The sequence below is a fragment of the Arthrobacter rhombi genome, from assembly GCF_039526245.1.
In the GTDB taxonomy this organism is placed as follows: domain Bacteria; phylum Actinomycetota; class Actinomycetes; order Actinomycetales; family Micrococcaceae; genus Arthrobacter_H; species Arthrobacter_H rhombi.
This window is the reverse complement of sequence record NZ_BAAAIV010000008.1, coordinates 71,729-98,258: the sequence shown is the minus strand read 5'-3', so window position 1 is coordinate 98,258 and position 26,530 is coordinate 71,729. Positions and strand designations below refer to the sequence as shown.

Sequence of the window (26,530 nt, the reverse complement as noted above, 5' to 3'; positions counted from 1 at the left end):
CCGCCTCACGTTCGGGAGCCACGCCCAGCGGGCTGGCCTCTTACACCACGCTAATGGGCACTACTTGACTGAAATGACCTGTGGAATACACCACGTTGGGAATACGCGCCGGGGAATGCCGGTTTATAGTGGTTTGGAAGCCTCGATCACTCTTTCGTGCCCTTCCTCCCCGTCGATGCCCGTCCACGGCGGCCCGCCGTCGATCGATCTACCAGAGGACCCCTCGTGCTATCCGAAGACCACCCCGTGAGCCCGGGGCATCCTGCCGCGGCGGACACCGCCGTCGTCCCCGATGGGCGCCTGGCCCCGGAAGCCAAAATGACGATCGGCGTGCTGCTGGTGTCGGCGTTCGTCGTGATCCTCAATGAGACCATCATGAACGTGGCACTGCCCCGCCTGATGGTCGCCTTCGACGTGAGCGCCGACGCGGTGCAGTGGCTGGCCACCGCCTTCATGCTGACCATGGCCGTGGTCATCCCGGCCACCGGCTACCTGCTGCAGCGCTTCTCCATGCGCACCGTGTTCATCCTGGCGATGGGCCTGTTCTCGGCCGGAACCCTGCTGGCCGGTGTTGCCCCCGGATTCGAGGTCCTGTTGGGGGCCCGCGTGATCCAGGCCAGTGGCACCGCGATCATGATGCCGCTGCTGATGACCACTGTCCTGGACCTGGTGCCGCCGTCGCGCCGCGGCGCCGTGATGGGCAACGTGTCGATCGTGATCTCCGTGGCCCCGGCCATTGGCCCGACCATCTCCGGGCTGATCCTGCAGTTCCTGCCGTGGCGGTTCATGTTCCTGATCGTGTTGCCGATCGCCCTGATCGCCCTCTTTGCCGGTGCCCGCCGGCTCTCCCGGGTCGCCGAGGCCGGAACCATGCCGTTGTCCATCCCGTCCATCCTGCTGGCCATCCCCGGATTCGGCGGACTGGTCTACGGGCTGAGCAAGATCGGCGGTGGCCACGACGGTGGTGGGCAGGGGCCCGACGCCGGTGCCCTGGTCGCGCTGGCCGTGGCAGTGGTCGCCCTGGCCGCCTTCACGCTGTTGCAGCTGCGCCTGCAGAAGAAGGACCGGGCCCTGCTGGATCTGCGGCCCTTCACCTACCGCGACTTCACGATCTCGCTGGTGCTGATGGTCCTGGCGATGGTCTCGCTGTTCGGGGTCATCATCCTGCTGCCGATCTACCTGCAAAACGTGCGCGGACTCGACACGCTGGGCACCGGCCTGCTCCTGTTGCCCGGCGGCCTGCTGATGGGCCTGCTGGCGCCGTTCGTGGGGCGGATGTATGACAAGGTGGGCCCGCGCCCGCTGATGGTTCCCGGGTCCGTGCTGCTGGCCGCGGTGATGTTCTCCTACTCGCGGCTGGCTTCCGACACCCCGATCTGGTGGCTGCTGGTGCTGCACCTGGCCATGTCGGTCAGCTTCTCCTTCATCTTCACCCCGGCGTTCACCACGGGTCTGAACCCGCTGCCGCACCGGCTGCACTCCCACGGTTCCGCCGTGCTGAGCACGCTGCAGCAGCTGGGTGGCGCCGCCGGCACCGCCCTGTTGGTGGGCATCATGGCTTCCTCCACCGCTGCTGCAGCACTCGGCGGGGCAAACGCCATCGAGTCCCAGGTGCAGGGGTTCCGGCATGGGTTCCTCACCGCGGCCATCGTGAGCCTGTCACTGATCGTGCTCAGCCTGTTCCTGCGGCGCCGGAGCACCGAACCGGCAGCCTGACCGCAGGGTCCCGGAAACGAACGAGGTCCGGGTGGCGTGGACCGAAGCACTGCTTCGGCCGACATCACCCGGACCTCGTTGCGTGGGGGGCCGGTGTCCCGGCCGCCGCGACCTACCAGCCGGCGCGCCAGTACTGCGGAGCGCGGGGGTTCTCATCCCGGTCGATCCCCAGTTCCCGGGCGGCGATGGCCGCCCAGTAGGGCTCGACGAGGGCGGCCCGCCCGATGCTGACCCCGTCGGCCTGCCCGGTGACCAGGATGTGCTCGGCCTGGGACGCCTCGGTGATCATCCCGACGGCGGTGACGAAGGCATCGGTGCCGGCCAACGCCTCCTTCACCGCGGTCGCCAGGGTCACCTGGTAGCCGGGGCCGGTGGGCCCGTGGAAGGCGCCGATCCCTGCACTGGACAGGTCGAAGGCGCTGACGCCCAGCTCGCGGGCCTCGGCGGCAAAGCGGGCGGTATCGGCGATCCGCCAGCCTCCCTCGACCCAGTCCTCGCCGGAGAAGCGGATGCCCAGGACCTTGTGCTCCGGCCAGACGGCGCGTACCGCGGTGATGACCTCGCGGGCATATCGGGTGCGGTTTTCGTAGCTGCCGCCGTAGGCGTCGGTGCGCTGGTTGGCCAGCGGGGAGAGGAACTGGTGGATCAGGTAGCCGTGGGCGGCGTGGAGCTGGATCACGTCGAACCCGGCTTCATCCGCGCGCCGTGCCGCCTCCGACCAGTCCTGGATCGAGGCCTGGATCTGTTCGATGGTCATCTCCGCCGGGGCGTCCAGCCCGTGGACGTCGGTGACCGACGGGGCGAGCGTCTGCCATCCGCCCTCTTCCGGTGGCATGGTGCCGCGCGCGCCGGAGGCTGCGGCCGCGGGCAGCCACGGGTAGGTGGAGGCCTTGGCCCCGGCGTGGGCCAGCTGGATCCCGGCCGCTGCCCCCTGGGAGTGGATGAAATCGACGATGGGTACCCAGGCGTCGCGCTGGGCGTCGTTCCACAGCCCGGTGTCCTGGTCGGAGATGCGCCCCTCGGGGGAGACGGCGGTGGACTCGGTGTAGACCAGGCCGAAGCCGCCGACGGCCCGGGACCCCAGATGGGTCAGGTGCCAGGCGTGGGGCACTCCGTCCTTGGCGGTCACCGAGTACTGGCACATCGGCGCCAAGGTGGCGCGGTTGCGCAGCGTCAGGCCAGGGCCAGCGGGGGCGGATAGGGTCACGGGTTCGAAGAGTCGGGTCACTTCAGTGGCCAACGGCGCGCAGTCACGGCCTATTCCCTCCGGTTCCGACGACCGGCGATAGCGACGACGAATCTGTAGGAAGGATGGGCAGTACTGTCTTGGTTCCATTCCGTAAATAGGCGTGGCGAGGGGCGTGATGGGCCCCCCGATACGGTTGAGGCCCGCAGCGATGGCGGCGGGCCTCAGTTGCTCGTCGTTCCTCAATCTTGGGGATGCAATTGGCTAGGATCCAGCCTCCGCCAGTTCTTGAGCTGTTGCGTCGGCTCCGGGGCCGTGGGGCAGCCCCACTAGATCGGATTTGCGAATGGCCAGGGTGGCCACCAATGAAATCAACCCGGCGAAGAGCAGGTAGAGGCCTACGGAAAGAGCAGATCCTGTGCTCTGGATCAACCAGGTGGCCACGAACGGTGCCGGGCCGCCACCCAGGATTGCTCCGAGGGCGTATGCGATGGAGGCGCCCGAATATCGAACGCGCGTCGGGAACAGGCTGGCAAACAGCGCGGACTGCCCTCCGTAGGAAAGACCGAGGCTGGCGGTGAGGATCACAGCAGCCACGTAAATGAAGAAGAGGTTGGATGTGCCGACCAGCAGCATGAAAGGGACCGCCCAGATCACCTGAAGGGAAAAACCGATGAGGTAGAGCCGTCGAGCTCCAACGAGGTCCGTGAGGTAGCCGGAGGCCGCGATGGAGATCAGCCACACCACGGATCCGGTGATTTGCACTCCGAGCATGGTGTCGCTGTGCATGCCTAGAGTGTTCGTGGCATACGAGAGTAGGAAGGAGAGAAAGATATAGCCAGCCATGTTGTTACCGAGGAACGTCGCGGCGGCGATGATGAGGGGCCGTTTGTGGAGACGGAAGACTTCATATAGGGGTGTGCGGTCCAGATCGTGCGTTTTCTTCATCTCGGCAAAAGCGGGGCTTTCGTCGATCTTGGCCCGGATGTAGTAGCCGACGAGAACCATCAGAATGCTGACAAAGAACGGGATGCGCCAGCCCCAGGCCATGAACTGTGCGTCCGAGGTCACAGAGACCATCAACAGGAAAACCGCAGTAGCCAGGATCAGACCGATCGGCGTGCCGATCTGAGAGGCTGATCCCCACTGCCCGCGCTTCTTGGCGGGAGCGTGCTCGACTGCCATCAATGCCGCCCCGGCCCATTCGCCACCGGCGCTGAATCCTTGCAAGAACCGAAGGACAACCAGGAGTACCGGCGCCCATACGCCGACTTGGGCGTACGTCGGTAGCACTCCAACCAGGAATGTTGCACCGCCCATGATGCCCAAGGTGAGGACGAGCATCTTCTTGCGCCCCAGCTTGTCTCCGAAGTGTCCAATTATGGCACTGCCGAGGGGGCGGGCTAGGAATGTCACTCCAATAGTTGCCATGGAGGTCAGCAGGGCCGTTGATGGGTCCATGGCAGAAAAGAACTGGCTGCTGAACACTAGCGCGGCGGAGGTGGAATAGATGAAGAAGTCGTACCACTCGATGGTGGTGCCGATAGCACTGGCGGCAAAAACCTTCCGCTTCTGTGCGAGGTTGCTATCCTGCATGGTTTTCCTTTCGAGGGCCTACGGCCTGGTCGACAACCAGGTTTGAATTACAGAGATATATCTGTAGCATTCTGGTAATGCAGGTCACATTACCCGAGGAGAGTCGATGTCACAACGGGATCTAATCCAAGCCGGCGGTGCGCTGTTCGCCGACGAAGGACAAGATGGACTGATGCATCGGATCTTTCTGCGAGGAGAGGGTTTTTCGGCCGACGATGTCAGGAAGTCCCCGGTCATCGGCATTGCCAACAGCTCAAGCGAATTGAATCCATGCAACGCCGGCTTGGCATCACTCGCGGCTGAGGTCAAAGCGGGGATCCGTGAGGAAGGGGGGTTGCCATTGGAATTCCCGACGATTTCCATCTCGGAGCCGTTTACTCGACCCACCAGTCTGTATCTGCGCAATCTCATGTCGATGGACGTCGAGGAGATGATCTCCAGTTCACCCATCGATGGCGTTGTCCTCTTGGGGGGTTGCGATAAGACGGTCCCGGCACAATTGATGGGTGCAGTGAGCGCCGACAAGCCGGCGGTAATGTTGACCGCCGGTCCTCGTCCTGTTTCCTGCTTCAAGCGCAACAGTGAATTCACAGTGGACGACGTCTGGCCGCTGTGCGAGTCGCGCAGGGTCGGGGAAGTGAGCGATGCGGACTGGTTGTCATTGGAAGGTAGCGTCAATACCGGCGTCGGAACCTGCAACGTCATGGGGACGGCGACTACTATGGCGGCTGTGGCGGAGATGCTGGGATTCGCTTTGCCAGGTTCGGCGCTGCCTCCCGCGAACGGCGCCAGCCGCAGAGAACTCGCCCGGGCTACCGGACGCCGAGCAGTCTGGGCAGCACGGGCCGACGTCAAGCCGCAACATCTGGTGACGATGAAGTCGTTGGAGAACGCGTTCCGCGTTGTCAGCGCACTCGGCGGATCGACCAACGCCGTCATTCATCTGGAGGCCATCGCTGGACGTGCCGGGTTGAGGATTGGTGCCGAGAATTTCGAACACTGGTCTTCCAGCACAGAGTACGTCGCCAATGTCCGTCCAGGCGGCGCTCACCTGCTGGCGGACCTTGAGAAAGCCGGTGGCATCCCTGCCATCGTCAACCGAATCCGAGAAGTGATCCATTTGTCGACGCCCACGGCGGATGGCTCCACCTGGCAGAATGTCTTGGCCGTGGGAACCTTCGAGGATCACCCGGCCATCTCCAGCCGCGGCAAGCCGTTGTCTCCCCGCGGCGCGTTGGTCATGCTTCGCGGGAACCTGGCACCACGAGGTGCTGTCCTGAAGGCAGCAGGAATCTACAATCCGGCCCTGCAACAGCATCGGGGACGTGCGGTCGTCTTCAACGGCATCGCGGACCTCAACTCCCGTATCGATGACCCGGACCTGGACGTGGATGCCGACAGCGTGCTGGTCCTCCGCGGCATGGGTACTCTCGGGGCTCCCGGCATGCCAGAAGTCGGCCACATCCCGATTCCTTCAAAACTCCATCGTGCGGGCGTTCGGGACATGGTTCGACTTTCCGACGCACGCATGTCGGGAACGTCCACGGGAACGGTCGTCCTGCACATAACGCCCGAGGCCGCCGCTGGAGGGCCACTTGGAATTCTGCGCAGCGGAGATGAAATCGAGTTGGACGTGACTGCAGGGACCATTCGACATTTCCTCACCGACACTGAGCTGGCCTCACGCCCGGCCTTTGTAAACCCACAACGGCCCTCTCGAGGTTTCGCTTGGTTGCACCAGCGACACGTCTTGCAGGCCGATGAAGGCTGCGATTTTGACTTCCTGCGACACGACCCGACAGTAACCGGCACCGACACAGGCAGTGGACCGGGAGCACGGTTCGCAGCAGGTTTCGACGCGCAGAAAATGCAGATATGAACGCGCAAACTCGGACCCAGGGAGCTTTGAAAATGGAACGACTATCGACCAACCCCACGTTGCCCGCTGTGGGTTTTCTCGGCCCCGGAGCCATGGGATCCGGAATGGTCCTTAGTCTCCTGGAGGCCGGATACCACGTAGGTGTGTGGGCCCGGGACCCCCTGAAGTTGAGACCCCTCGTGGAAGCAGGAGCAGCTGCTCCAGCTAGTGTGCAGGACGTGGTCAGATCGTCCGACATCGTACTTGGCTGCCTGCTTGATAGTGCAGTAATCCGCGCTGTCTATCTTGGTCCCGGAGGTATCGCCGAATCGGCCCGTCCCGGCCAGCTGTTTGCCGAGCATGCGACGTTTGACCCTGGCCTTGCCGTGGAAATCTCGCACGCATTGGCCGAGAACGGGGCGGCCTTTGCTGACGCCCCGGTCTCTGGTGGTCCCCGGGGTGCACTGGAGGGGACGCTTGTCACTATGATCGGAGCTGACGGGCCCGTCTTCGAGTCGCTGGCCCCGATCCTGCACAGCTACTGCAGTCGACTGGTCCACGTCGGTGGCGTTGGCAGTGGGCTCAAGGTCAAGCTCATCAACCAACTCCTGGTCTCGGCACATGCCGTGGTAGCGGCAGAAGCAGCCGCCTTGGTCCGCTCCAACGGAATTGATCCTGAAGTTGCCCATAGCGCGCTGATGGGCGGTTGGGCCGCGAGCGCCATGTTGGACATGCAGCTGCCCGCTGCGTGTGCTGGTGACTTTGATGACGGGGGTGCCTCAATAGGCGGGCTGATCGAGGTCCAGCGTCTCGTTGCGAATCTCATGAACGAGGCGGGTGTGGACTCAACACTGCTCGGCCCGATCCGCGGCGCGTTCGGGGCGGCGGTCGATGCCGGGCACGCGGGGCATTCGCTGGCTGCGCTCGTGACCAACTATGGAGCGAACGGCCCCGCCGCCGGTTCGGCATTGAGCGGCCCACGGGAGGATGAACAGTGAAACGAGTAGGTCTGGTTACGGGTTCTTCCAGCGGCATCGGAGCCGCCATCGCCACCCGAATGCACGCTGACGGTTGGTCAGTTGTCCTCAATGGGCACCAGACGGCCGACGCGGGACGACGGCTTTCGGAGGCGCTGGACGGCTCGATCTACGTCGAGGCTGACGTCAGCTCGCTCATCGACGCCCGAATGCTCGTATCGGAAGCCATTGGCCAGTTCGGTCGGTTGGATGCTGTCATCAACAATGCCGGTATTGCCAGACAGATCCCGCATTCGGATATGGACGCCGTGGATGACGAATTCTGGGACTCGGTTATGGCCGTGAACCTGAAAGGTCCGTGGAACGTTTCCCGGGCCGCTCGTCCGTATTTGGCCACTACGGGTGGGCAGATCATCAATACTGCCTCGCTCGCGGGCATCACTGCTGCCGGAAGTTCGATACCGTATGCGGTCAGTAAAGCGGGAGTCGTGCATCTAACCAGACTTCTTGCCAAGGCGCTTGGCCCAGCGATCCGGGTCAATGCGGTTGCACCCGGATACATTGACACGCCGCTGACCCAGGATTGGCTGGAGCTGCGTGAATTCATTGCCGAAAATGCGCCCGCGCGGCGCCTCGGCACGCCAGAGGACGTGTCCGAAGTTGTTTCGGGTCTGCTGAGCATGGATTATGTGACGGGAACGGTCATTCCCGTTGCCGGCGGGCTTCAACTGATCTAGGGAGGTGCCATGTCAGGTAGTAGTACCCCGGGGGTTGCCAAGGGCGGCCCGCCGAAGCCGCGCCAGTCCCAGACGGAGCGTGTCAGGGACCTGATCCGCGAACAGATCCTCCATGCGGAGCTCAGGCCCGGCGAGGTAGTTTTGGAGCCGGAATTGGCCTTGGCATATGGAGTGTCCAAGACGCCGGTTCGCGAGGCCCTGCAAATGCTCGCCGTGGAGTCCCTGGTGACCGTTCTGCCCCGGAAGGGCTACATGGTCCGCAGCCTGAGCTTCCATGATGTGCGCGAGGTGATGGATTTGCGACTCATTGTTGAACCACCGCTCTTGGCGGCCGCTGCCCGCAACGTCACGGAAGAACTGGTGTTCGCACTGCGGGGCCACATGAACAACCAGTTCAGCGGGAGCGCTTCGCTTGACCAACGTCTGGTAGCTGCACGCGATTTCCACCTCGCCTGCGTCGCTGCGTCGAGAAACCACCGCGCGGCCTCAGTCGTGAGGGCCTTGACGGATGAGGTGAGCCGGTTGCACTACCTCATGCCGGTCGTCGAGGGCCACGTTGCCTCGGAAACCGAGCGAGCTGCCCACCAGTCGATTTTCGAAGCAGTAGCCAGTGGGAACGCTGCAGAAGCTGAATCCGAGATGCGCGCCCACCTCGTGGAGTCCAACGAAGCCATGCTTCGGGGATTCTACGAATACGGCCCTGTATGAGCCGCCGATGACGGTGGGGGAGCCCTCAGGCACTCTCCACCTTTGGGATGCGGACTAGGGGTCCACACCCGAATAAACCTATTCCCTCCCGCGCCGCTGGGCGTCCACGCGGTGGTAACCGTACAGGTCCCGCTGGGTCTCGTTGATCCAGAGGTCATCGCCGCCGTCGGGGTGGGGCAGGCGCACGGTGCGACCATACGACTCGTCGATCAGCTCGGCGGCCAGCCCCGCCTCGACCAGCCGGGCCCGCAACTGCGCGATGTCGCCGTCGTACTGGAAACTCGGAACCGCATGCGGTGTGGAGCCGGAGTGGGTGGCCACGAGCCCGCCGTTCTTGGCGCGGAACTGGACCCAGGCACCGGTGTCGCTGGCGATGTCGGGGCGGGCGCCGATGTTCCGCAGAGTTGCCGCGGATCCCTCCGCGTCGGGTGTCATCCACAAGGCGAGCACGCGCAGGGCGGGGTCGGCGGCGGTTGGCTCCGGACGCGCTGACTCGACGGTGGCGACGAAGGACAGCCCATCGGGCCCGGTGATGGTGGCAGTCCGGCCGTGGCCCTCCTCGGTGAGGACGACGGCGGTGCCCGCTTCCCGGGTGCGCCGGGCGAATTCGTCCAGGTCCCCGACCTCGAAGGCGAGCCGCGTGGTGCCGGCGGGATGGTCGGCCTCGGGGGCGTGGAGGCGGTAGCGTCCGGACAGTGCATCGAATTCCTGCCAGCCGTCGGCGTGGACGGCACGTTGCAGGCCGACCGCCTCGAGCAGCTGGGACCAGCCCTCGGCGTTCTCGGTGAAGATGATCGGGGTGACGCGCAGCATCAGGGCTTCTCCTTCAGGTGGGTTTCCAGGGCGTCGGCGACATAGGCGGACAACGAGGTTTCGGCGTCGATGGCCGCGTGCTTGACCGCGCGGGCCAGGCCCGCGGGCAGATAGACATTGAATTGGACCTTGCGGTCCGGATCCGGGGTCGTGTCGAGTGGCATGGATAGGATGCTAGCAACTTAGCATCTGGGTGTCTAGACCCGGGGCCCCCGGGTCTGCTGGACTGGGTCCATGATGCCGCCACTGACCGAACTCCTGCTCCCCGATGTCGCCGCCTGGCGCGCCTGGCTCGAGGAAAACCACGCCACCGCTGCAGGAGTTCGGCTGGTGTTGCACAAGAAGGGCGGTGAGGTCACGGCGCTGACTCGTGCTGCGGCCCTGGACGAGGCCCTGTGCTTCGGCTGGATCGATGGGCAGGCGGGCAGTCGGGACGAGGGAAGCTATCTGCTGCGGTTCACCCCGCGCCGGCCCGGGAGTGCCTGGTCGGCCATCAACGTCGGGCTGGTCGATCGGCTCCTCGCCGACGGCCGGATGGCGGCCGCAGGACTCGCCGAGGTGGAAGCAGCCCGCGCCGACGGACGATGGGATGCCGCGTATGCCGGGGCCGCCAGTGCGCAGCTGCCCCCGGAGCTCGTCGAGGCGTTCGCGGGGCATCCGGTGGCGCGCGAAGCGTACGACCGGCTCAATGGGACCAACCGCTATGCGCTCTACTACAGGATCCACACGTTGAAACAGGCCGCCTCGAAGACGCGCAAGGCAGCCGAATACGTGCAGATGCTCGAGGCAGGGCAGGCCCCCTATGCGCAAAACGGGTTCCAGGAGGCGCCGAAGCGCGCGCGCAAACCGGCGGCGGGTTCCTAGCGCCGGTACCTGCGCACGAAGTTCCGCAGGACCGTCGCGGCATGGGACACGTCGGCCGCATGCGCCAGCTCGGTGAGTTCGCCGGCGATCTCGGGCGGGAAATATCCGGCGTCCCGGTAGACCTCGATGCGGGTGGCCAGGCCGTCGGCATCGAGTTCGGGGTGGAACTGCGTCGCGTAGAGGTTGGTGCCGATGCGGAACATCTGTACCGGGCAGGTGGCCGAGGTCGCCAACAGCACCGCGTTCCCGGGCAGTTCCGAGATGGCCTCCTTGTGTCCGACGAAGGCGTCGAAGTCCCGGGGGAGTCCGGCGGCGATCGGATCCAGGATCCCGGCTTCGGTTAGCTCGATATGGGCGGTCCCGACGGGTTCGCCGTACGTGCGGTCCACCGTCCCGCCCTGGTGCACGCCGAGGGTGCCCACTCCGTAGCAGGCGCCCAGGAACGGGAAGTCGAGCTCCAGCAGGCGGTCCAGCAGCGCCGCCAACTCGGCTTCGACGCGCACCTGCGTGGTCGATTTGCGGGCGGGGTGGTCCGAGGAGTTGAACGGGCCGCCACCGAGCAGGATCCCCGAATAGGCGTCCAGATCCAGATCCGCCGGCAGCGGCGTGGCATCGAGTGCATGGACCACCAGGTCGCCGGGGGAGAGGTCCGCTGCCGCCAGGAATCCCCGGACCTCGTCCTCGGCGGCCTGGGGGTCGTCGCGGGTGGAGATCAGCAGGAAGGGGCGGCTGCCGGATGCGGAAGTCATGCCCCACATCCTATGTCGCGCAGGGGTGGAGTCCGCGGGGTCCACGCACTAGAGTGTGATTTGAGTTAGCAACCATTAACCGAGCGGTGTGTGCCGCACGTTGGGAGAAACCATGGAGATCGCCGGGGCCTCGGCCCTCATCACCGGCGGCGCGTCCGGCCTGGGCGCCGCGACCGCCAAGAAGCTCTACGACGCCGGGGCCCACGTGGTCCTGCTCGACCTGCCGTCCTCGGCGGGGGAGGACACCGCCGCCGGACTGGGGGAACGCGCCCGGTTCGTGGCCGCCGACGTCACCCAGGAAGACCAGGTGCGCGCTGCAGTGCAGGTCGCCTCCGATCTAGCCCCGCTGCGCATCCTGGTCAACTGCGCCGGCGTCGCCACCCCCGGCAAGGTCCTCGGCCGCGAGGGCGTCCTGCCCCTGGAGGCCTTCCAGAAGGTCGTGGCCGTCAACCTCATCGGCACCTTCAACGTCATCCGGCTGGCCGCCGAGGCCATGGCCGCGACGGAGCCGATCCTCAACGGCGAAACCGCCACCGAGGAACGCGGAGTCATCGTCAACACCGCCTCCGTCGCCGCCTTCGACGGGCAGATCGGCCAACCCGCCTACGCTGCCTCCAAGGGTGGCGTCGCCGCCATGACCCTCCCGTTGGCCCGCGAATTCGCCCGCCAGCACATCCGCGTGATGACCATCGCCCCGGGCATCTTCGAAACCCCCATGCTCGCCGGACTGCCCCAGGAAGCCCAGGACTCGCTCGGCGCCCAGGTCCCGCACCCCTCCCGGCTGGGAAAGCCAGCGGAGTACGCGGCGCTGGTGGAGCACATCGTCGCCAACCAGATGCTCAACGGCGAGACCATCCGGCTGGACGGCGCCATCCGCATGGCACCGAAGTAGGCGGGGACCGTGGTTGAACAGGACGACGGCGCAGCCTCCACCCGCCGGCCACACACCCTGCCGGGCGCCGACTTCCTCGACGTCGAATCACAACTCGACGAGCGCGAGCGCGCGAAACTCGAGGAGGTCAGGGCATTCGTCGCCGAGCACGTGGCCCCGTACGCCGGGACCTGGTGGACCACGGAGCAGTTCCCGTTCCACCTGCTGCCGAAACTCGGCGCCCTGGGCATCAGCACGCCCACCCGGCACGGCTACTCCCACCTGTTCCACGGGCTGCTCATCGCCGAACTGGCCCGGGCCGACGCCTCGCTGGCCACGTTCTTCATGATCCACCACGACCTCTTCGTCGAGTCCCTGTACGACTTCGGCACGCAGGGCCAGCGTGAGCGCTACCTGGCCGACGCCGCGGCACTGCGCACCACCGGAGCCTTCGCCCTCACCGAACCGGATCACGGCTCCGACGTCGCCAAGGGCATGGAAACCCGGGCCCGCCGCGACGGGGACCACTGGATCATCAACGGGGCCAAACGCTGGATCGGGAACGGCACGTTCTGTGAACACATGCTGCTCTGGGCCCAGGATGAGCAGACCGGCACCGTCCGCGGGTTCGTCCTGGACACCTCCCTGCCCGGGGTGTCCACCTCGAGGATCGAGAACAAGATCTCGTTGCGGACCGTGCAGAACGCCGACGTCGTCCTGCGCGACGTCCGGGTCCCGGAAGCCGACAGGTTCCCCGGCATCGAATCGTTTGCGGACACCAACCAGTTGCTGCGCTCCAGCCGGATCATGGTCGGCTGGCTGGCGGTCGGGCAACAACTGGCTGCCTTCGACGTCGCCCGGGCCTACGTGCTCGAGCGCGAACAATTCGGCCGCCCGCTGGCAGCCTTCCAGCTGATCCAGCAGAAGCTGGCGACCATGCTGGGCAACGCCACCGCCTCGTTGGCGTTGATGGCCCAGATCGCCCACGCCCAGGCCCGGGGCACCGAGCGGATGGACCAGGCGGCCCTGGCCAAGGCGTTCACCACGGAGCGGATGCGGGAATCAGTCGCCTTGGGCCGTGCCGCGCTGGGCGGCAACGGAATCGTCACCGACCACCGGATGGCCAGGATCTTCGCCGACGCGGAGGCCATCTACACGTATGAGGGCACCCAGGACGTCAACCAGCTCATCGTCGGCCGGGCCGTCACCGGGATCTCAGCGATCTCCTGAGGCCGGTTTTTCCGCGGCGGCACCGACCCGCCTAAGCTGGGTCGGTGCCTTCCTTCCGCGTCCAGTTGAACATCCTCGGCCTGCGCGCCGGCCACCCGCCCGAGGCGGTCATGGACACCGCCGAGGCCGCCCTGGCCACCCGCCACCATGTGGAGGCGAAACAGCTCGACATCGTCGCAGGCGTCCCGCGGATCACCCTGCGCTTCACCGTCGAGGAGGAAGAGCACGACGCCGATGCCCGGGCCGCGCGCTCGGCCGCTGCCGTGATGCGGGCCGAGGTCGAACAGGTGGCGCAGACGCAGCGCCTTGTGGTGTTGCGGAGGATCCGCGGACGCTGGTCGCCGGTCTAGACCCCTCTAGAACTCGGTGCGCTGGCCCCGCTCGGCACGGCGTTCGGCATGGCCGATCTGGTACCTGCGGTTCTCCGTGGCCAACAGCACGATGAAGGCGCACAGCCCACAGATGATGGCCACCGGAGTGGAGAACAACGGGCCGATCAAGCGGTCGAGCATGATCCAGAACAGCCCCCAGGCGTAACCCAGGGCCAGCACGATGCGACCGCGCTCGGACATGGACATCGAAACGGCCGCCCAGGTGGCCCCCACCATGACCAGCACGCCCCACCAGGAAGCGGGCAGCAGCAGGCTGAACCCTGATCGGGTCAGCGCAATGCTCAGGGTCGCGGGCAGCAACACCAGGGCCCAGCCCATGTACAGGGCGCCCGGGCCGTCGACGAAGACGCGCTCCATGGTGGAGCGGGCCGTGCGCTGGTTCATGCGCCTCACGGCATAGACCAGCACGGTCGTCAGCGCCAGGGCCAGGATCACCGCGAGGAAGACCAGCGAGGCGCGGGCGGCGAGCAGCCACAAGGCGCCCAGGAGCCCGGCGCCTGCGGTGAGGTAGCCGATTTCGCGCTGCCGGTAGGACGAACGCTGGCTCGGATGCCATTGGTAGATCGCGTAGAGCGCGATCCAGACGAACAGCACGCCCCAGATCATGTACGAATCAATGCCCGGCACCAGCAGCGCGGTGCGGGGGCGGAACGGGGAGTCGGCGTCTGAGTGTGCGGTGGCTCCGCCGAACCAGCCCAACCCGAGGAAACCGAGGGCCAGGGAGAGGGCGGCGACCACCGAAACGATGACCCGGCGCACCAGATCGTCCCGGGATTCCTCCGGGTTGGGGTCCCGGGAGGGCAGGTTGTAGGGCGGCACGTAGACGGGGCCCTCGTCCTCGACCCAGAAGGAGCTGGTATTGCGTACTTCCTCGGCGGTGCGTGGAATCGGATGGGCCGCGGCATCGACGATGGCGTCCCGGGCGCTCTCCACGAGCAATTCCAGATCGGCGCTGGAGGTGGCGGCCCGTGCGGCTGCCTCCTCGGCGGCCTGCCGGGCGGCTTCCGCTTCGGCGATCTTCCGGGCGGCTGCGTCTTCGGCGGCTTGCCGGGCAGCTTCTTCTTCCGCGGCCTTGCGGGCGGCTTCATCGGCGGCGGCCTGCCGTTCGGCGGCGGCCTCGGCCTCGGCACGTTCCACGGCTTCGCGTTCGGCACGCAGCTTGGCCTTCTTCGCGCGTGCCACCTCGCGGGCCTCGGCCCGCTGGCGTGCGTTGGCCCGCTGTGTGGCAACGGTTTCCAGGGTGGTGGCCTTGGCCTTGGCGCCCAGTTCCCGCCAGTCGGGGGATTCAAGCCCATCGAGCCAGGTGTTCAGCCGGTTGGTGGCCTTCTCGTCTTCGGCACCGCCGCGACGTCCCGGTGCCGCGAAGTGGCGTGAGGGGGCGGCACTGTCGTCCACGGCGCCCTCGGGGGAGCGCAGCGGTTTCGGCGGCAATTTCGTGGCGGGCCGGGTCCCGGAAGCCCCGGAGCCGGTGGCCGGATCGGTGGCCGCGGGCCGGGGGGGCGCCGGAGCGGGGGAAGGGGTGCCGGCCGCCGTGTTGTCCGTTGCGGCGGGCGCCGGGGTGCTCGGCTGTGTGGCACGCAGTCGCTCCAACGCCTCGGAGGCAGCCGAAGTATCCTGGCGTGTTTCTGTCATGACGTGGAATCCCCTTTAACCGCTGATTGCCTTGGCAATGATTCCTCCCAACACCACCGCTCCAAGAGTACCCAATGCCGTAGGCGGCATGAGGGACATTGACGTGCTCCCCACGATGCTGTGGCCGGATTGTGACCCCCACATGGCCGTTTACCTCTGCCAAATGGAAGTAACAGCGCCGACATGCAGCCCGGCTCAGTCGGCGGGACCCGGGAACTCGCCCAGGGTGCGTTCCGAGGTGAACGTCACCGGGGCCCCGGAGAGCGGGTCGGTGAAGGAGATCGAATGGGCCAGCAGCTGCAGCGGGCGGGTGAAATCGTCGGGGGCCTTGTCCAGCAGGACCGGGTAGAACGGGTCGTTGACGATGCCCAGGCCCAGGGCGGCCATGTGCACGCGCAGCTGGTGGGTCTTGCCCGAATGGGGGCGCAATCGGAAGAGCCCGACGGCGGTGCCCGCGTGGACTCCGGTGCTGACCCCGGTGGCCAGCAGGTCGATCCGCGTCTCGGAGTTCGGTTCCCCGGGCTGGGTCAGCGCCAACAGGTACCCCTTCTCCTTGGTCATCCGGTTGCGGTACTCCAGCGGGAAGTCGGCGGCCCGTGCCCGGTGCTCCCCGGTGAGCTGGCGGACATCCTGCCCGTGGCGGCCGGTGCCGGAGACGGCAGGGGAGCCGGGCGCGGGGGAGGCGCCGCCGTCGTGCACTGGGGTTTCCCAGTCGGCGGGAAGCGCCGAGACGCAGCGGTATTCCTTCTCGATCCGGCGGCGTTCGAACAGGGTCTGGTAGGCGCCGCGGGTGGCGGGGTTGGTGGAAAAGAGGATGACGCCGGCGGTGGCGCGGTCCAGTCGGTGCATGGGGATCAGCTCCGGCAGGGACAGACGGTTACGCAGCCGCACCAGCGCCGATTCCTGCACGAATCGTCCGCCCGGGGTGGTGGGCAGGAAATGTGGTTTGTCGACCACCAGCAGGTTCTCGTCCTGGAACAGGATGGTCTCGGTGACCGGCAGCCGCGGTTCGTCGGGCAGATTGCGGTAGTACCAGAGGAAGTCGTGCACGCCCAGCGGCGTGGTGGGGGTCAGCGGTTCGGCACCGAGGCCGACGACTTCCCCGGTGTGGAACCGGCGGATGATGCCCTCGGGGTCCACGTGGCCAAAGCGTTCGAGCATGTAGTCCATGACGGTCGCCCACGGGCCCTCCCGGGGGATGCGCAGGCGGGTCGCGTTGACGCCGTCGCGCACGGGAAGCGGGGATTGCATGGCCATCCAGCCATGGTCCCATGGTTGGCGGCCTGCTCAGACCCGCGGGTCCGGCTGGCAGGACGGGCAGAAGTAGATGTCGCGCTCGTTGATGTCCATGCCGCGATCGTGCAGGTCCGGGGCCGTCTGCGCGGTGCTCGGTTTGAGTTGGAGGTTGCCCGGTTCGGCGTCATGCACCATTGCCTGGGCCGGTCCGGCGGGCAGGACCCCGGACCGCCGGCCCAGCCCGGCCGGCGGGCGGGGCTGGCCGAGCTTGCGGTGTTCGACCGGGCCCCCGCAGCGCAGGCACGGGCGCCCGGCCCGGCCATAGACCCAATACTGGTCGCGCATCGGCGGGGTGGTGGTGACCCGGCGGGAACGGTCCTTGTTGGCGTGCAGCAGCTGATAGGACAAGTCGATGAGGTGGTCCGCGTCCGGGACCTGGCCGGTGGGGGTGCGCGGGTGCAGCCCGAGCAGGAACATCAGTTCCGAGCGGTAGATGTTGCCCAACCCGGCGATGACCCGCTGGTCCAGCAGCGTCAGGGCGATCGGCCTCTCGGGCATGGCAGCCAGCCGGCGGTGCACCTCCTCGGGGTCCCAGGAGGCGCCGAGCGGATCCGGGCCCAGGTGTCCCACGGCCTCGGGCTCATCGGCGGTGCGGATGACGCGCAGGAACCCCAGGTCGAATCCGACGGCCTGGAAGTCGGCGTTCTTGAGCACGCAGCGCGCCTTGAACGCCGGGGCGCGCCAGCGTTCGCCGGGTGCGTAGACGTCCCAGTGCCCGTCCATGGACAGGTGCGAATGGATGCTGACGTCGGAGACCCGGATGAGCAGGTGCTTGCCCCGGGAGATCACCGAGCTGACGGTGTGGGAGGCCAGATTCAGGGTGGCGAAGGTCGGGACACGGAAGTCACTGGACTGCAGCGGCCGGTTGCTCAGCGCCGCATCGAGGCGGCGCGCCGCACGGTAGACACTGTCGCCCTCTGGCACGCCCCGTCACATCCTTTGTCGCCTCACGGAAAAGTGGAGTGGGTCACACTATACCTGTCGGCGTCCGGCGACTCACGGGCGGAACCTCAGCCCGTTGGGTGAGGAGTGGAATCCCGCGGCCAGCAGCGCCGCCGCCACGGCGGTGTCCGGGACGGGCCGGCCATTGACCTTGTCCAGGGCGATGCGCTCCACCCGGGCGGTCCGCAGCGCGGCCACCAGCGCCCGTGCCGCGGCCTCCAGTTCCGCCGGGTCGTCGGTGAAGACCAGGGCCGTCTTGCCCCCGCGTTCCAGGTAGAGGCCAAGCCGGCCATCGAGCAGCACGACGACGGAGCCGGCCTTGCGCCCGGGGCGCTGCCCCGTGGGGGAGACCTCCGTGCCGTCCTCCGGGGCGAGCCCCGGCCAGGGCAGGGCCGCACCGTACGGGTTGGCCGGATCGGTGGCCGCCAAGGCGATCGCCGCGGGGACCCGCGCCCCGCCTCCGGCGTCCAGCCCGGCGGCGTCCAGATCGGTGTCCCGGGTGTGCCCGCGCAGCCGGTCGACCGTCGCCGGGACGGAGAACTGGGCGGCTCCGAGGTGTTCGATGAAGTACCCGCGCCGGGTGCGTCCGGCTTCCTCCAGCCGGGCCAGCACGCGGTAGAGCATGCCGAACCCGCCGGGGACGTTCTCGGCCATGACCGACCCGCGGGTCAGCACCCCGTAGCGGTCCAGCAGGAACTCGGCGCTGGCATGGGCGCGCAGTGTCGGATCGGATTCGGCGGCCGGCAACAGCGACCAGCGTCCTGCGGCCCGCGGCTGGGCCGGCGCCGCGGCGGCCTGGGCCCCCGGCCCCACCGGGCGCAATCCCACGGCCCCCAGCGCCGGGTCGTGTTGGCCGGGTCCACGCGGGGACCGCAGGCGTCCCAACCGCGGGGAGCGGGCGCGCGGGGCGGCACCGCGCGGCTTGTGGGCGGTCTTCCCGCCGCCGAGCAGCCCGCGCACCGGGGCGAAGGTGTCATTGCCGATCCGACCGGCCCACACCAGCTCCCACACTGCTGCCAGCACTGCCTCGTCCTGCCCGGTGACGCCGAGCCCCTCGGTGACCTGGCGGAAGAAGTAGCCGCCGCCGCTGCCGAGCACCCCGAGGATCTGCTCCTGCAGACCGGTCGGCTCGAAATCCGCATCCGGGGTCAGCGTCAACGCGGCATCTGCCGCCGGGTGCAGGGCGATCCAGCCGTCGTTTCCGGCCAGCGACCCGGTCCCGGACCACAGCACCTCGCCGGTGGCCATGAGCTCGTCGAGCATCCCGGGCTGGTAGTCCCGCACCCGCGCCGGCAGCACGAACGACTCCCAGGCGCTCGCCGGCACCGGCACCCCGGCCAGCTGGTCGATCACCGTGGCCACCCCGTCGATCCCGCGCAGGTCCTCGCCGACGAACTGCCAGGCGGGCAGGAACCGCCCGAACGTGGCATCGTCCACGGGCTCGACCTCGGCGCGCAGCGCCGCCAGCGACCGCCGGCGGATCCGCCGCAACACCTCGGCATCACACCATTCACTCGCCGCAGGAACCCCGGCCGCCGACCCGCCGTCCGCCGGACGGAACTCCCCCTCGACGACCCGCGATTCGGTGGCCAGCCGCTTCAGGATACTCAGCACGACGGCGGTGCCCAGGCCCAGCCCGGCTGCGGCTTCGGCGACGGTGAACGGCCCGTGCGTGCGTGCATACCTGCCGATGAGGTCCCCGAGCGGGTCGGCGACCGGTTCGATGAAGGCCAGCGGTACGCCCATGGGCAACGGCACCCCGAGTCCGTCCCGCAGCCGGGCGGCGTCCTCGATGGCGGCCAGCACCGGCCGCCCGTTGAGGTTCAGCCGCAGCGCCCGGTGGGAGCGGGCCAGGGTGTCGGCGAACGCCTCGGCGTCGTCGAGCGGCAGCGAGGCGCCCCCGGATGCGGAATCGGCGTCGTCGGGCTCTTCGCCATCGGTGGCCGCGCCGGGGGGACGCAACCGCGCGGCCAAGTCCTCCACGCCGAGCGGACCCAGCAACCGCAGCAGGTCGGCGGCCCCCTCCAGGCCCTTGAGCCGTCGCGAGGGCGCCACCCGCTGGAGTTCGGCCTCGGTCTGCGCGATGACATCGGGGTCCAGCAGTTCGCGCAGTTCGGTGCGTCCCAGCAGATCCCCGAGCAGCGACGGGTCGATCGACAGGGCGGCGGCCCGGCGCTCGGCCAGCGGCGAATCGCCCTCGTAGAGGAACTGGGCCACGTAGCCGAAGAGCAGCGTCTGGGAGAACGGCGACGGCTGACGCGTCGTGGTCTCCACGATCCGCAGGCCGCGGCCCTCCAAATCGGCGGCGATCGCGCGCAGCGCGGGGAGGTCGTATACGTCCTGCAGGCACTCGCGCACGGTTTCGAGGATGATCGGGAACGACGGGTATTTCCGGGCCACGTCCAGCAGTTGGGCCGACCGCTGGCGTTGCTGCCACAACGGCGTGCGTTTGGCGGGGTTCTGCCGGGGCAGCAGCAGCGCCCGGGCGGCGCATTCGCGGAACCGCGAGGCAAACAGCGCGGACCCGCCGACCTCGTTGGTGACGATCCGCTCCAGATCGTCCGGGTCGAAGAGGAACAGCTCGGCGCCGGGCGGCTCGTCGTCCATCATCGGCACCCGCAGCACGATCCCGTCGTCGGCAGCCATCGCCGAGCCGTCCATCCCGTACCGCTCGTGCAGACGGGCCCCGACGGCCAGCGCCCACGGGGCGTGCACGGGCAGGCCGAACGGGGAGTGCAGCACCACCCGCCAGTCGCCGAGCTCGTCCTGGAACCGCTCGACCACCAGCGTGGTGTCGCTGGGGATGACCCCGGTGGCCTCCTGCTGTTCGTGCAGGTAGCCGGACAGGTTCGCCGCGGCCCAGGCGTCCAGCCCGATCGTCCCCAGCCGGCCGGCCGCCACGTCCTCGCCGGACCCCACCAGCTCGCGCCGGAAACGTCCCAGCGCCCGCCCGAGCTCCACGGGACGGCCCAGCGAGTCGCCCTTCCAGAACGGCAGCTTGCCGGGTTGTCCGAACGCGGGGGAGACCAGGACCCGGTCGTGGGTGATGTCCTCGATCTTCCAGCTGGTCGCCCCGAGCGCGAAGACGTCCCCGACGCGGGATTCGTAGACCATCTCCTCGTCGAGTTCGCCCACCCGGCGCCCGCCGTTGGCCTGCTCCTCGGTCCCGATGAGGAACACCCCGAACAATCCGCGGTCCGGGATCGTCCCGCCGGATGTCACGGCCAGGCGTTGGGCGCCGGGTCGCCCGGACAAGGTGCCGGCGTCGCGGTCCCAGATGATCCGCGGGCGCAGTTCGGCGAACTCGTCGGAGGGGTATTTGCCGGCCAGCAGGTCAAGGGTCGCGTCGAAGGCGGAGCGCGGCAGCGCGGCGAACGGCGCGGAGCGGCGCACCACGTCGAACCATTCCTCCACGTCCACCTCGCCCAGCGCTGCGGCGGCGACGGTTTGTTGCGCCAGGATGTCCAGCGGGTTCGCCGGGATGGACAGCGCCTCGATCTGCCCGGCACGCATCCGTTCCACGGTGATCGCCGTGTTGACCAGGTCGGAGCGGTGCTTGGGGAAGAACACCCCGGTGGAGACCTCTCCGACCTGGTGCCCGGCCCGGCCCACGCGTTGCAGTCCGGAGGCGACCGACTGCGGGGACTCTACCTGGATGACCAGGTCCACCAGCCCCATGTCGATGCCCAGTTCCAGCGATGACGTCGCCACCACACAGCGCAGCCGCCCGGACTTCAGGTCGTCCTCGATCGTGGCCCGCTGGTCCTTGGACACCGACCCGTGGTGCGCGCGCGCCAGCACCGGATCCGCCCCGGAGGAGGCGCCGGCCTGCGCCATGACCTGCGCGGGAGCCTGTTTCGGTGCAGCATCTTCACCGGGCACCGCCCAGGGGTCGGTGCCCTCCAGCTGCTGGCGTCCCTCGTGGATCTCGTTGAGGTTCGCCGTCAGCCGTTCGGCCAGGCGCCGCGAATTCGCGAACACGATCGTCGAGTGGTTCGCCTCGATGAGGTCGACGATCTTCTCCTCCACATGCGGCCAGATGCTCGCCTGCGGTTGCAGCCCGGTGGCCGGTCCCAGATCGTGGGCGGCAGCGGCTGCTGGAAGGTCGGTCATGTCCTCGACCGGGACCGTCACGGTCAGGTCCCACGTCTTCTCCGATGGAGGGGCGACGATGTTCACCGGCCGGTTCCCGCCGAGGAAGCGGGCCACCTCGGTGCGTGGTTCCACCGTGGCCGAGAGCCCGATCCGTTGTGCCGGCTTCGCCAGCAACGCGTCGAGGCGTTCCAGCGAAACCGCCAGATGCGCACCACGCTTGGTCCCCGCGACGGCGTGCACCTCGTCGAGGATCACCGTGTCCACACCCGCCAGGGTTTCCCGCGCCTTGGAGGTGAGCATCAGGAACAACGACTCGGGGGTGGTGATGAGGATGTCCGGTGGATGGGTGAGCAGCTTGCGGCGCTCGTTCTGCGGGGTGTCGCCGGACCGGACACCCACGGTGATCTCCGGAGCGGGCAGGCCAAGCCGCTTGGCCGTTTGGGTGATGCCGATCAGCGGGGCGCGCAGGTTGCGTTCGACGTCCACGCCCAGGGCCTTCAGCGGCGAGATGTACAGGACGCGCGTCGGCCGCTTCGGGGCCCGCGGCTTCTTCCCGGCGCCCCCAGCCGGCAGGGGGGCCAGCGGCAGCTCGGCCGGTTCGCTGCTGTGGCGGATGAACCCATCCAACGCCCAGAGGAAAGCGGAGAGTGTCTTGCCGGAACCGGTCGGGGCGACCACCAGTGCATTGCTGCCCGATGACACGGCGTCCCACGCACCGACCTGGGCTGTCGTCGGCGCGGCAAAGGCGCCCGTGAACCACTCGCGGGTGGCGGGCGTGAACCGTTCGAGTACGGCGGCTGCATCGGGCTGATCTGCCATCGCTGAAAGCCTACGCCGAAGCACCGACGCGTTGGCCCCGTTGGCCCCCACGGCACCCCGCGGAAACCACAGAGGCTACTGGTGGTGGTACGGCCGGCCCCCGGCGATCTCCTGGGCCCGGTACAGCTGTTCGGCCAGGACCAACCGGACCAGCTGGTGGGGGAACACCAGTTTCGACAGGCTCCAGGTGAAATCGGCGCGCTGGTGCACCGACGTGTCCACCCCGTAGGCGCCCCCGATCACCAGGACCACGGTGCGGGAGGTATCCAGCGGCCGCTGCAGGGTCCGTGCCAGGGCCGGGGAATCGATGTTCGTTCCGCGCTCGTCCAGCAACACCACGTAGTCCTGGGCGGAGACCTTCGCGAGGATGCGCGCGGACTCCTCGGTCCGGGCGGCATCGCCCTCGCGGGACGAATGAGGCAGCAACTGCCAGGACACGTCGAAGGGCTTCTTCATCCGCTTCGCGTAGCGCTCGATCCCGTCCGCCACCCACGACTCGTGCTTCTTCCCGATTGCCAGAACCTTCAATGCCATGGCGCTAGTCTTTCAGCATGTCCCGAACTTCCCCCACCCCGCCGGACGGACGCGCTTCAGGAGTACTGAGAACGACGGCGGAAAACCTCGCCTCCCGACTCGGACCCTATGGGGCCATGTGGATCACGCTGGCCCTCGGCGCCGTGTTCGTCGTGCTGATGACCGCTTTGGCCGCGGAGATCTACGAGGGCGTCGCCGAATCCGCTGACCTGGCCGGCTTCGATCATCCGCTGCTGGCGTGGGTCATGTCGTGGCGCTCCCCGGAACTGAACACCGTCATCACCTGGTTCACGAACACCGGCGGGACCGTGGGCATGCCGATCATCGCGGTTCTGGCGATCGCCGCGTTGACCAGGTCCTCGAAGTCCTGGCGGCCTGCCTTGCTGATCGTCTCGGCAGCATTGGGCTCGCTGGCGATGACCGTTGCGGGCAAGAACCTGATCGGCCGGGCCCGCCCCGATCGGGCCGACGCCATCCCGCCGTTTGAGAGCTCCCCGTCGTTTCCCAGCGGGCACACGCTCAACGCCACCGCCATCATCGCGGTCATCGCCTACCTGTGGTTCCTGGAACTGGAGAAACGGGCGGCCCGGGCCTGGATGATCGCCGGATGCGCCGCCTACGTCGTGCTCATCGGGCTCAGCCGGGTCTACCTGGGGCACCACTGGCTCACCGACGTGGCCGTTGCCTGGGTCCTCGGCCTGGGGTGGGCCGCGCTGGTGGTGTTGGCCCACAGGATCTTCCATACGGTCAGACGCGTCCGCCGGGAGCGGCTGGCGGGAATCGAGCCCGCCGGTTAGTGGCGCAGATCACATGATCCGCGACCGGGCCGGTAGGATGGCGCCAGGAGGCCATCGATGAAGAAGCTATCGCTCACCGCGCTGGGGCGCGAGCATCTGGAAACCGCAGGACGTGTCGCGAGTGGACGAAGTGCCAGCACCGTCTATGGCGGGCATGAACAGGTCTTGCGGCAAACGGTGATTGCACTGGCCGCCGGCCAGGAATTGGACGACCACGTGAACCCCGGCGAGGCCACGCTGTTGGTCTTGAAAGGGCGGATCTGCCTGGTCGCGGAAAAGCAGAAATGGGAGGGACGGGACCTGGACCTGCTGGTCGTCCCTCCGGGCATGAACTCCGTCGAGGCCATCGAGGATTCGGTCTTCCTGCTGACGGTCGCCAAGCTCGACCGGTAGCGCGGCGCGTGCGTCAGGGTCCAGTGTCGATCTGGCGTTTCACCTCGTCCAGTTCGGCCCGCAGAAGCTGGACTTTGGTCTGGTATTTCCCGAACCCGGCCCGTCTGTGTCGGGCGCCTCGATAGCTGGTGCCGACGGCCCAAAGCGCCAACGGGAAGTGCCTGTGTGAAGGTCGGGAAGTCGTTTGCGCCGCCGACCACATCAGTCAGCGTGGAGTCCAGGCCCCGAGGAACTGACCCGCCGCGGGGGTGGTCGGGGAGGGTTCCCCTCCGGGGCCAGTGGGCGTCGTGAAAATGCTCCAAGGCGAAAAGCGCTACCCCGACTTTGAGGGCGTCGAAATGCAGGACCGCACCGAGGGGTGGTCCAGTGAATACGCCCGGGGTGCCAGATCCCTGCAATCACTGCGAAATAGGCGGCCAATATCCACGGAGCCTGCCGCGGGCCGCCGGCACTCGCGGCGTTCAAGGGATCCCAGGAGGTCGCCTCTCCTGGCAGAAGGAATCGGAGCCCGTTTGGGCCCCGATCTGAGCCGAGCCCGCAAGGGCTGCGTTTTCGGCTATTGCCTTCCGTCCCGTGCAGGGGAGGGATCAGATGCGTACGTGACCCGACGAGGAAGAGTAGACCTTCTTGGAGTACCGGGTCATGGACAGCGTGAAGCTTGCCGAATGTCCTTCCTTCATGCCCCAGTCGGTGAGTCGAATGCAAGTCCACTGGTTGGGTACGTTGGTCGATAGCCTGACGTATCCGGGGAAGCGCACGAACGCCCTGTATGCCGTTCCGGCCGTCTTTTTGATGCAGAACGTGTTGTTCGAGGCGTAGAACTTGTAGTAGACGTGGCTGGCCCCGTTGTAGCTCGACCCGATACTTGTTCCGGCGGCCGCAGGGGCGGCCGAGGCAACGGTGGCGCCTGCGAGGACTCCGAAGGCGAGTGCTCCTGCGGTGAGTTTGCGGCGGATGGTCACGGTTCCTCCCAAGGGTTGATGAATTGACGTTCTTCACGCTAGGGGGGACTTCGCAGTCGGTATATGGGGAGAAGTCCCCATTGCCATCCAATCGAAATGCGGAACGTCCCGAGCGTCGTTGAGGCGGGAGTTGAACCGCATGGTCCAGCAGCTGGCGGGGAGTCCTGGTCGTCGCTGGGATGGAATGCTGTGTCGACAGCGGACTCAATCCGGGCAGAAGAAAAGGCGCGAACTTCGATGTGGCGACGTGAATCCACGCTGGGAAGCAGTACAGCAGGGGCGTGCCCCTCGTCGCGGGAATCAGATGCTTCACCAGCACGCCCGATTTTGTCACCCGCTCTGAGGGGCTGGGGCCATGCCGCGGCAAACAGTGACTATTTGGGTCGGAGCCGTCAGGGTGCTGCGCTTCCAGCAGGCTGTTATGCGCCCATCTCGCCAGGTGTCCATGCCGGGTAGCTGGGGGTGCCGACGGGTGCGCCGTGCTGGTACGTCGCGCACAGCCTGAACGGCGAGCGTGCACTGCCGTTGTCGAACACCTCTGTCACGTCGGCAAGCGGGATGGCCGACGCGATGTTCTTCCACGGTCGCTCGAAGCGTTCGCGGATCTTCTTTTCGGGCACATCGTGGCCGCCGCGGCGAACTCGTTCGAGTACGCGTTGGACGGAGAGGTCGACAGGGACCATGATCACGTGCAGATGCACGAGATAGCCGGCGTCGGAGGCATCCGAGACGAGCCGGATCTTGCTCGGGTGCGAGAACACCGTCTCGGAGATGAAGGAATCCCCCGCAGCCATCCGCTCGCGGCGCTGTGCCTCTGCTATCCGGGCTGCCTCGTACGCGTGTTCTACCTGCGCTTCGGGCCACTGTGCAGCCGCGATCTCGCCGGCGTTGATGAACGGCAGGTCTGTGGCGGGCGCCAGGACGTCGCGCACGTAGCTGGACTTACCGGCGCCGTTGGGCCCTGCCAGCAGATGCAGCAGGGGCATCAGCCGCGGCCTCGGTGCACGACGACGTTGCCGTTCTCGTCGAGCTCCGAATAGGACTCTCCTGCAGCCATGAACTCAGCTTCGTAGTCCAGTCCATCGCGTAAGGCCGTCGAACGCTCGGCCCATTGTTCGCGGACGATCGCCTGTTCCTGTTCTCCCAGCGAGTCGTATGAACTGGCGCCAGCGAGGGTCCGGGCGATCGCCCGGTGGTTCAGCTGCGGTGACATCTCCAATTCACGGCCGAGGCGCGCCCAGTGCGCGATCTGCTGCGGCACGGTGCGCGAGGTGACGAGCGTTGCCGCCAGGGCGGACTCGTAAACGTCCGAAGGGAGGCGGGTCGGCTGGCTGGTCCTAGACATATCATCACGGTAGCACCG

24 protein-coding genes are annotated in these 26,530 nt (G+C 67.4%); 11 read left to right on the top strand and 13 right to left on the bottom strand.

Annotated elements, in window-relative coordinates:
- Positions 1 to 225: 225 nt before the first annotated feature.
- Positions 226 to 1,716, top strand: a complete 1,491-nt coding sequence (locus ABD088_RS07500) for an MDR family MFS transporter (protein WP_372711211.1) — start codon at positions 226 to 228, stop codon at positions 1,714 to 1,716.
- A 112-nt stretch (positions 1,717 to 1,828) separates the two neighbouring features.
- On the opposite strand, the gene ABD088_RS07495 is transcribed toward ABD088_RS07500, so the two are convergent.
- Together ABD088_RS07495 and ABD088_RS07490 are read right to left on the bottom strand one after the other, a co-directional pair.
- Positions 1,829 to 2,944: an NADH:flavin oxidoreductase/NADH oxidase gene (locus tag ABD088_RS07495; RefSeq protein WP_343901178.1), complete on the bottom strand. Its 1,116-nt coding sequence runs from the start codon at positions 2,942 to 2,944 to the stop codon at positions 1,829 to 1,831.
- Between the two features lie 222 nt (positions 2,945 to 3,166).
- Complete coding sequence (locus tag ABD088_RS07490) at positions 3,167 to 4,498, bottom strand: MFS transporter (RefSeq protein ID WP_343901176.1); 1,332 nt, start codon at positions 4,496 to 4,498, stop codon at positions 3,167 to 3,169.
- 106 nt (positions 4,499 to 4,604) lie between these two features.
- Between ABD088_RS07490 and ABD088_RS07485 the strand changes: the two genes are divergently transcribed.
- Genes ABD088_RS07485 through ABD088_RS07470 form a run of 4 tightly spaced genes read left to right on the top strand, consistent with a single transcriptional unit; the run spans position 4,605 to position 8,778 of the window.
- Positions 4,605 to 6,377, top strand: coding sequence for a dihydroxy-acid dehydratase (locus tag ABD088_RS07485; protein ID WP_343901174.1), 1,773 nt, complete (start codon positions 4,605 to 4,607; stop codon positions 6,375 to 6,377).
- Positions 6,374 to 7,354: an NAD(P)-dependent oxidoreductase gene (locus ABD088_RS07480; protein WP_343901173.1), complete on the top strand. Its 981-nt coding sequence runs from the start codon at positions 6,374 to 6,376 to the stop codon at positions 7,352 to 7,354. The genes ABD088_RS07485 and ABD088_RS07480 overlap by 4 nt, the downstream gene beginning before the upstream one ends.
- Positions 7,351 to 8,070, top strand: a complete 720-nt coding sequence (locus ABD088_RS07475; RefSeq protein ID WP_343901171.1) for an SDR family NAD(P)-dependent oxidoreductase — start codon at positions 7,351 to 7,353, stop codon at positions 8,068 to 8,070. The genes ABD088_RS07480 and ABD088_RS07475 overlap by 4 nt, the downstream gene beginning before the upstream one ends.
- A 9-nt stretch (positions 8,071 to 8,079) precedes the next feature.
- On the top strand, positions 8,080 to 8,778 hold the full coding sequence (locus ABD088_RS07470) for a GntR family transcriptional regulator (protein ID WP_343901169.1): 699 nt from the start codon (positions 8,080 to 8,082) through the stop codon (positions 8,776 to 8,778).
- Between the two features lie 78 nt (positions 8,779 to 8,856).
- Here the strand turns inward: ABD088_RS07470 and ABD088_RS07465 are convergent, their stop codons facing one another.
- Both ABD088_RS07465 and ABD088_RS07460 read right to left on the bottom strand, forming a co-directional pair.
- Entirely contained in the window at positions 8,857 to 9,591 is a 735-nt protein-coding gene (locus tag ABD088_RS07465) for a VOC family protein (protein WP_343901168.1), read from the bottom strand.
- Positions 9,591 to 9,755: a CopG family transcriptional regulator gene (locus ABD088_RS07460; RefSeq protein ID WP_343901167.1), complete on the bottom strand. Its 165-nt coding sequence runs from the start codon at positions 9,753 to 9,755 to the stop codon at positions 9,591 to 9,593. The genes ABD088_RS07465 and ABD088_RS07460 overlap by 1 nt, the downstream gene beginning before the upstream one ends.
- Before the next feature lie 70 nt (positions 9,756 to 9,825).
- Between ABD088_RS07460 and ABD088_RS07455 the strand changes: the two genes are divergently transcribed.
- Positions 9,826 to 10,455: a YdeI/OmpD-associated family protein gene (locus ABD088_RS07455; protein WP_343901166.1), complete on the top strand. Its 630-nt coding sequence runs from the start codon at positions 9,826 to 9,828 to the stop codon at positions 10,453 to 10,455.
- Here the strand turns inward: ABD088_RS07455 and ABD088_RS07450 are convergent.
- Complete coding sequence (locus tag ABD088_RS07450) at positions 10,452 to 11,204, bottom strand: glutamine amidotransferase (RefSeq protein WP_343901164.1); 753 nt, start codon at positions 11,202 to 11,204, stop codon at positions 10,452 to 10,454. The genes ABD088_RS07455 and ABD088_RS07450 overlap by 4 nt on opposite strands.
- A gap of 112 nt (positions 11,205 to 11,316) precedes the next feature.
- Here ABD088_RS07450 and ABD088_RS07445 point away from each other — a divergent pair, with 112 nt between their 5' ends.
- The 3 genes from ABD088_RS07445 to ABD088_RS07435 are packed head-to-tail and all read left to right on the top strand — an operon-like array spanning position 11,317 to position 13,655.
- Positions 11,317 to 12,096, top strand: coding sequence for a 3-hydroxyacyl-CoA dehydrogenase (locus ABD088_RS07445; RefSeq protein WP_343901163.1), 780 nt, complete (start codon positions 11,317 to 11,319; stop codon positions 12,094 to 12,096).
- A 9-nt stretch (positions 12,097 to 12,105) separates the two neighbouring features.
- Positions 12,106 to 13,305: an acyl-CoA dehydrogenase family protein gene (locus tag ABD088_RS07440; protein WP_343901162.1), complete on the top strand. Its 1,200-nt coding sequence runs from the start codon at positions 12,106 to 12,108 to the stop codon at positions 13,303 to 13,305.
- A 44-nt stretch (positions 13,306 to 13,349) separates the two neighbouring features.
- Positions 13,350 to 13,655, top strand: coding sequence for a hypothetical protein (locus tag ABD088_RS07435; protein ID WP_343901160.1), 306 nt, complete (start codon positions 13,350 to 13,352; stop codon positions 13,653 to 13,655).
- A 6-nt stretch (positions 13,656 to 13,661) separates the two neighbouring features.
- Here the strand turns inward: ABD088_RS07435 and ABD088_RS07430 are convergent, their stop codons facing one another.
- From ABD088_RS07430 to rlmH, 5 genes are all read right to left on the bottom strand, one after another.
- The gene (locus ABD088_RS07430) at positions 13,662 to 15,329 is read right to left on the bottom strand and encodes a hypothetical protein (RefSeq protein WP_343901158.1); all 1,668 of its coding nucleotides are present in this window, start codon (positions 15,327 to 15,329) and stop codon (positions 13,662 to 13,664) included.
- Between the two features lie 195 nt (positions 15,330 to 15,524).
- Entirely contained in the window at positions 15,525 to 16,580 is a 1,056-nt protein-coding gene (locus ABD088_RS07425) for a pseudouridine synthase (RefSeq protein WP_343901183.1), read from the bottom strand.
- A gap of 36 nt (positions 16,581 to 16,616) precedes the next feature.
- Complete coding sequence (locus ABD088_RS07420) at positions 16,617 to 17,549, bottom strand: DNA-formamidopyrimidine glycosylase family protein (RefSeq protein WP_343901157.1); 933 nt, start codon at positions 17,547 to 17,549, stop codon at positions 16,617 to 16,619.
- A 72-nt stretch (positions 17,550 to 17,621) separates the two neighbouring features.
- Complete coding sequence (locus ABD088_RS07415; protein WP_343901155.1) at positions 17,622 to 22,481, bottom strand: ATP-dependent helicase; 4,860 nt, start codon at positions 22,479 to 22,481, stop codon at positions 17,622 to 17,624.
- A 75-nt stretch (positions 22,482 to 22,556) separates the two neighbouring features.
- Positions 22,557 to 23,015 carry a 23S rRNA (pseudouridine(1915)-N(3))-methyltransferase RlmH gene (gene rlmH / locus ABD088_RS07410; protein ID WP_343901153.1) on the bottom strand — a complete coding sequence of 153 codons (459 nt, stop codon included), beginning with the start codon at positions 23,013 to 23,015 and terminating at the stop codon, positions 22,557 to 22,559.
- A gap of 17 nt (positions 23,016 to 23,032) precedes the next feature.
- Between rlmH and ABD088_RS07405 the strand changes: the two genes are divergently transcribed.
- Both ABD088_RS07405 and ABD088_RS07400 read left to right on the top strand, forming a co-directional pair.
- Complete coding sequence (locus tag ABD088_RS07405; RefSeq protein WP_343901152.1) at positions 23,033 to 23,812, top strand: phosphatase PAP2 family protein; 780 nt, start codon at positions 23,033 to 23,035, stop codon at positions 23,810 to 23,812.
- A gap of 57 nt (positions 23,813 to 23,869) precedes the next feature.
- Positions 23,870 to 24,205, top strand: a complete 336-nt coding sequence (locus tag ABD088_RS07400; RefSeq protein ID WP_343901150.1) for a cupin domain-containing protein — start codon at positions 23,870 to 23,872, stop codon at positions 24,203 to 24,205.
- A 587-nt stretch (positions 24,206 to 24,792) separates the two neighbouring features.
- Here the strand turns inward: ABD088_RS07400 and ABD088_RS07395 are convergent.
- The 3 genes from ABD088_RS07395 to ABD088_RS07385 all read right to left on the bottom strand — a co-directional run bounded on the left by ABD088_RS07395 (position 24,793) and on the right by ABD088_RS07385 (position 26,512).
- Complete coding sequence (locus ABD088_RS07395) at positions 24,793 to 25,167, bottom strand: hypothetical protein (RefSeq protein WP_343901149.1); 375 nt, start codon at positions 25,165 to 25,167, stop codon at positions 24,793 to 24,795.
- Between the two features lie 419 nt (positions 25,168 to 25,586).
- Positions 25,587 to 26,153, bottom strand: coding sequence for an ATPase (locus tag ABD088_RS07390; RefSeq protein WP_343901148.1), 567 nt, complete (start codon positions 26,151 to 26,153; stop codon positions 25,587 to 25,589).
- The gene (locus tag ABD088_RS07385; RefSeq protein WP_343901146.1) at positions 26,153 to 26,512 is read right to left on the bottom strand and encodes a TA system antitoxin ParD family protein; all 360 of its coding nucleotides are present in this window, start codon (positions 26,510 to 26,512) and stop codon (positions 26,153 to 26,155) included. The genes ABD088_RS07390 and ABD088_RS07385 overlap by 1 nt, the downstream gene beginning before the upstream one ends.
- Positions 26,513 to 26,530 lie beyond the last annotated feature (18 nt).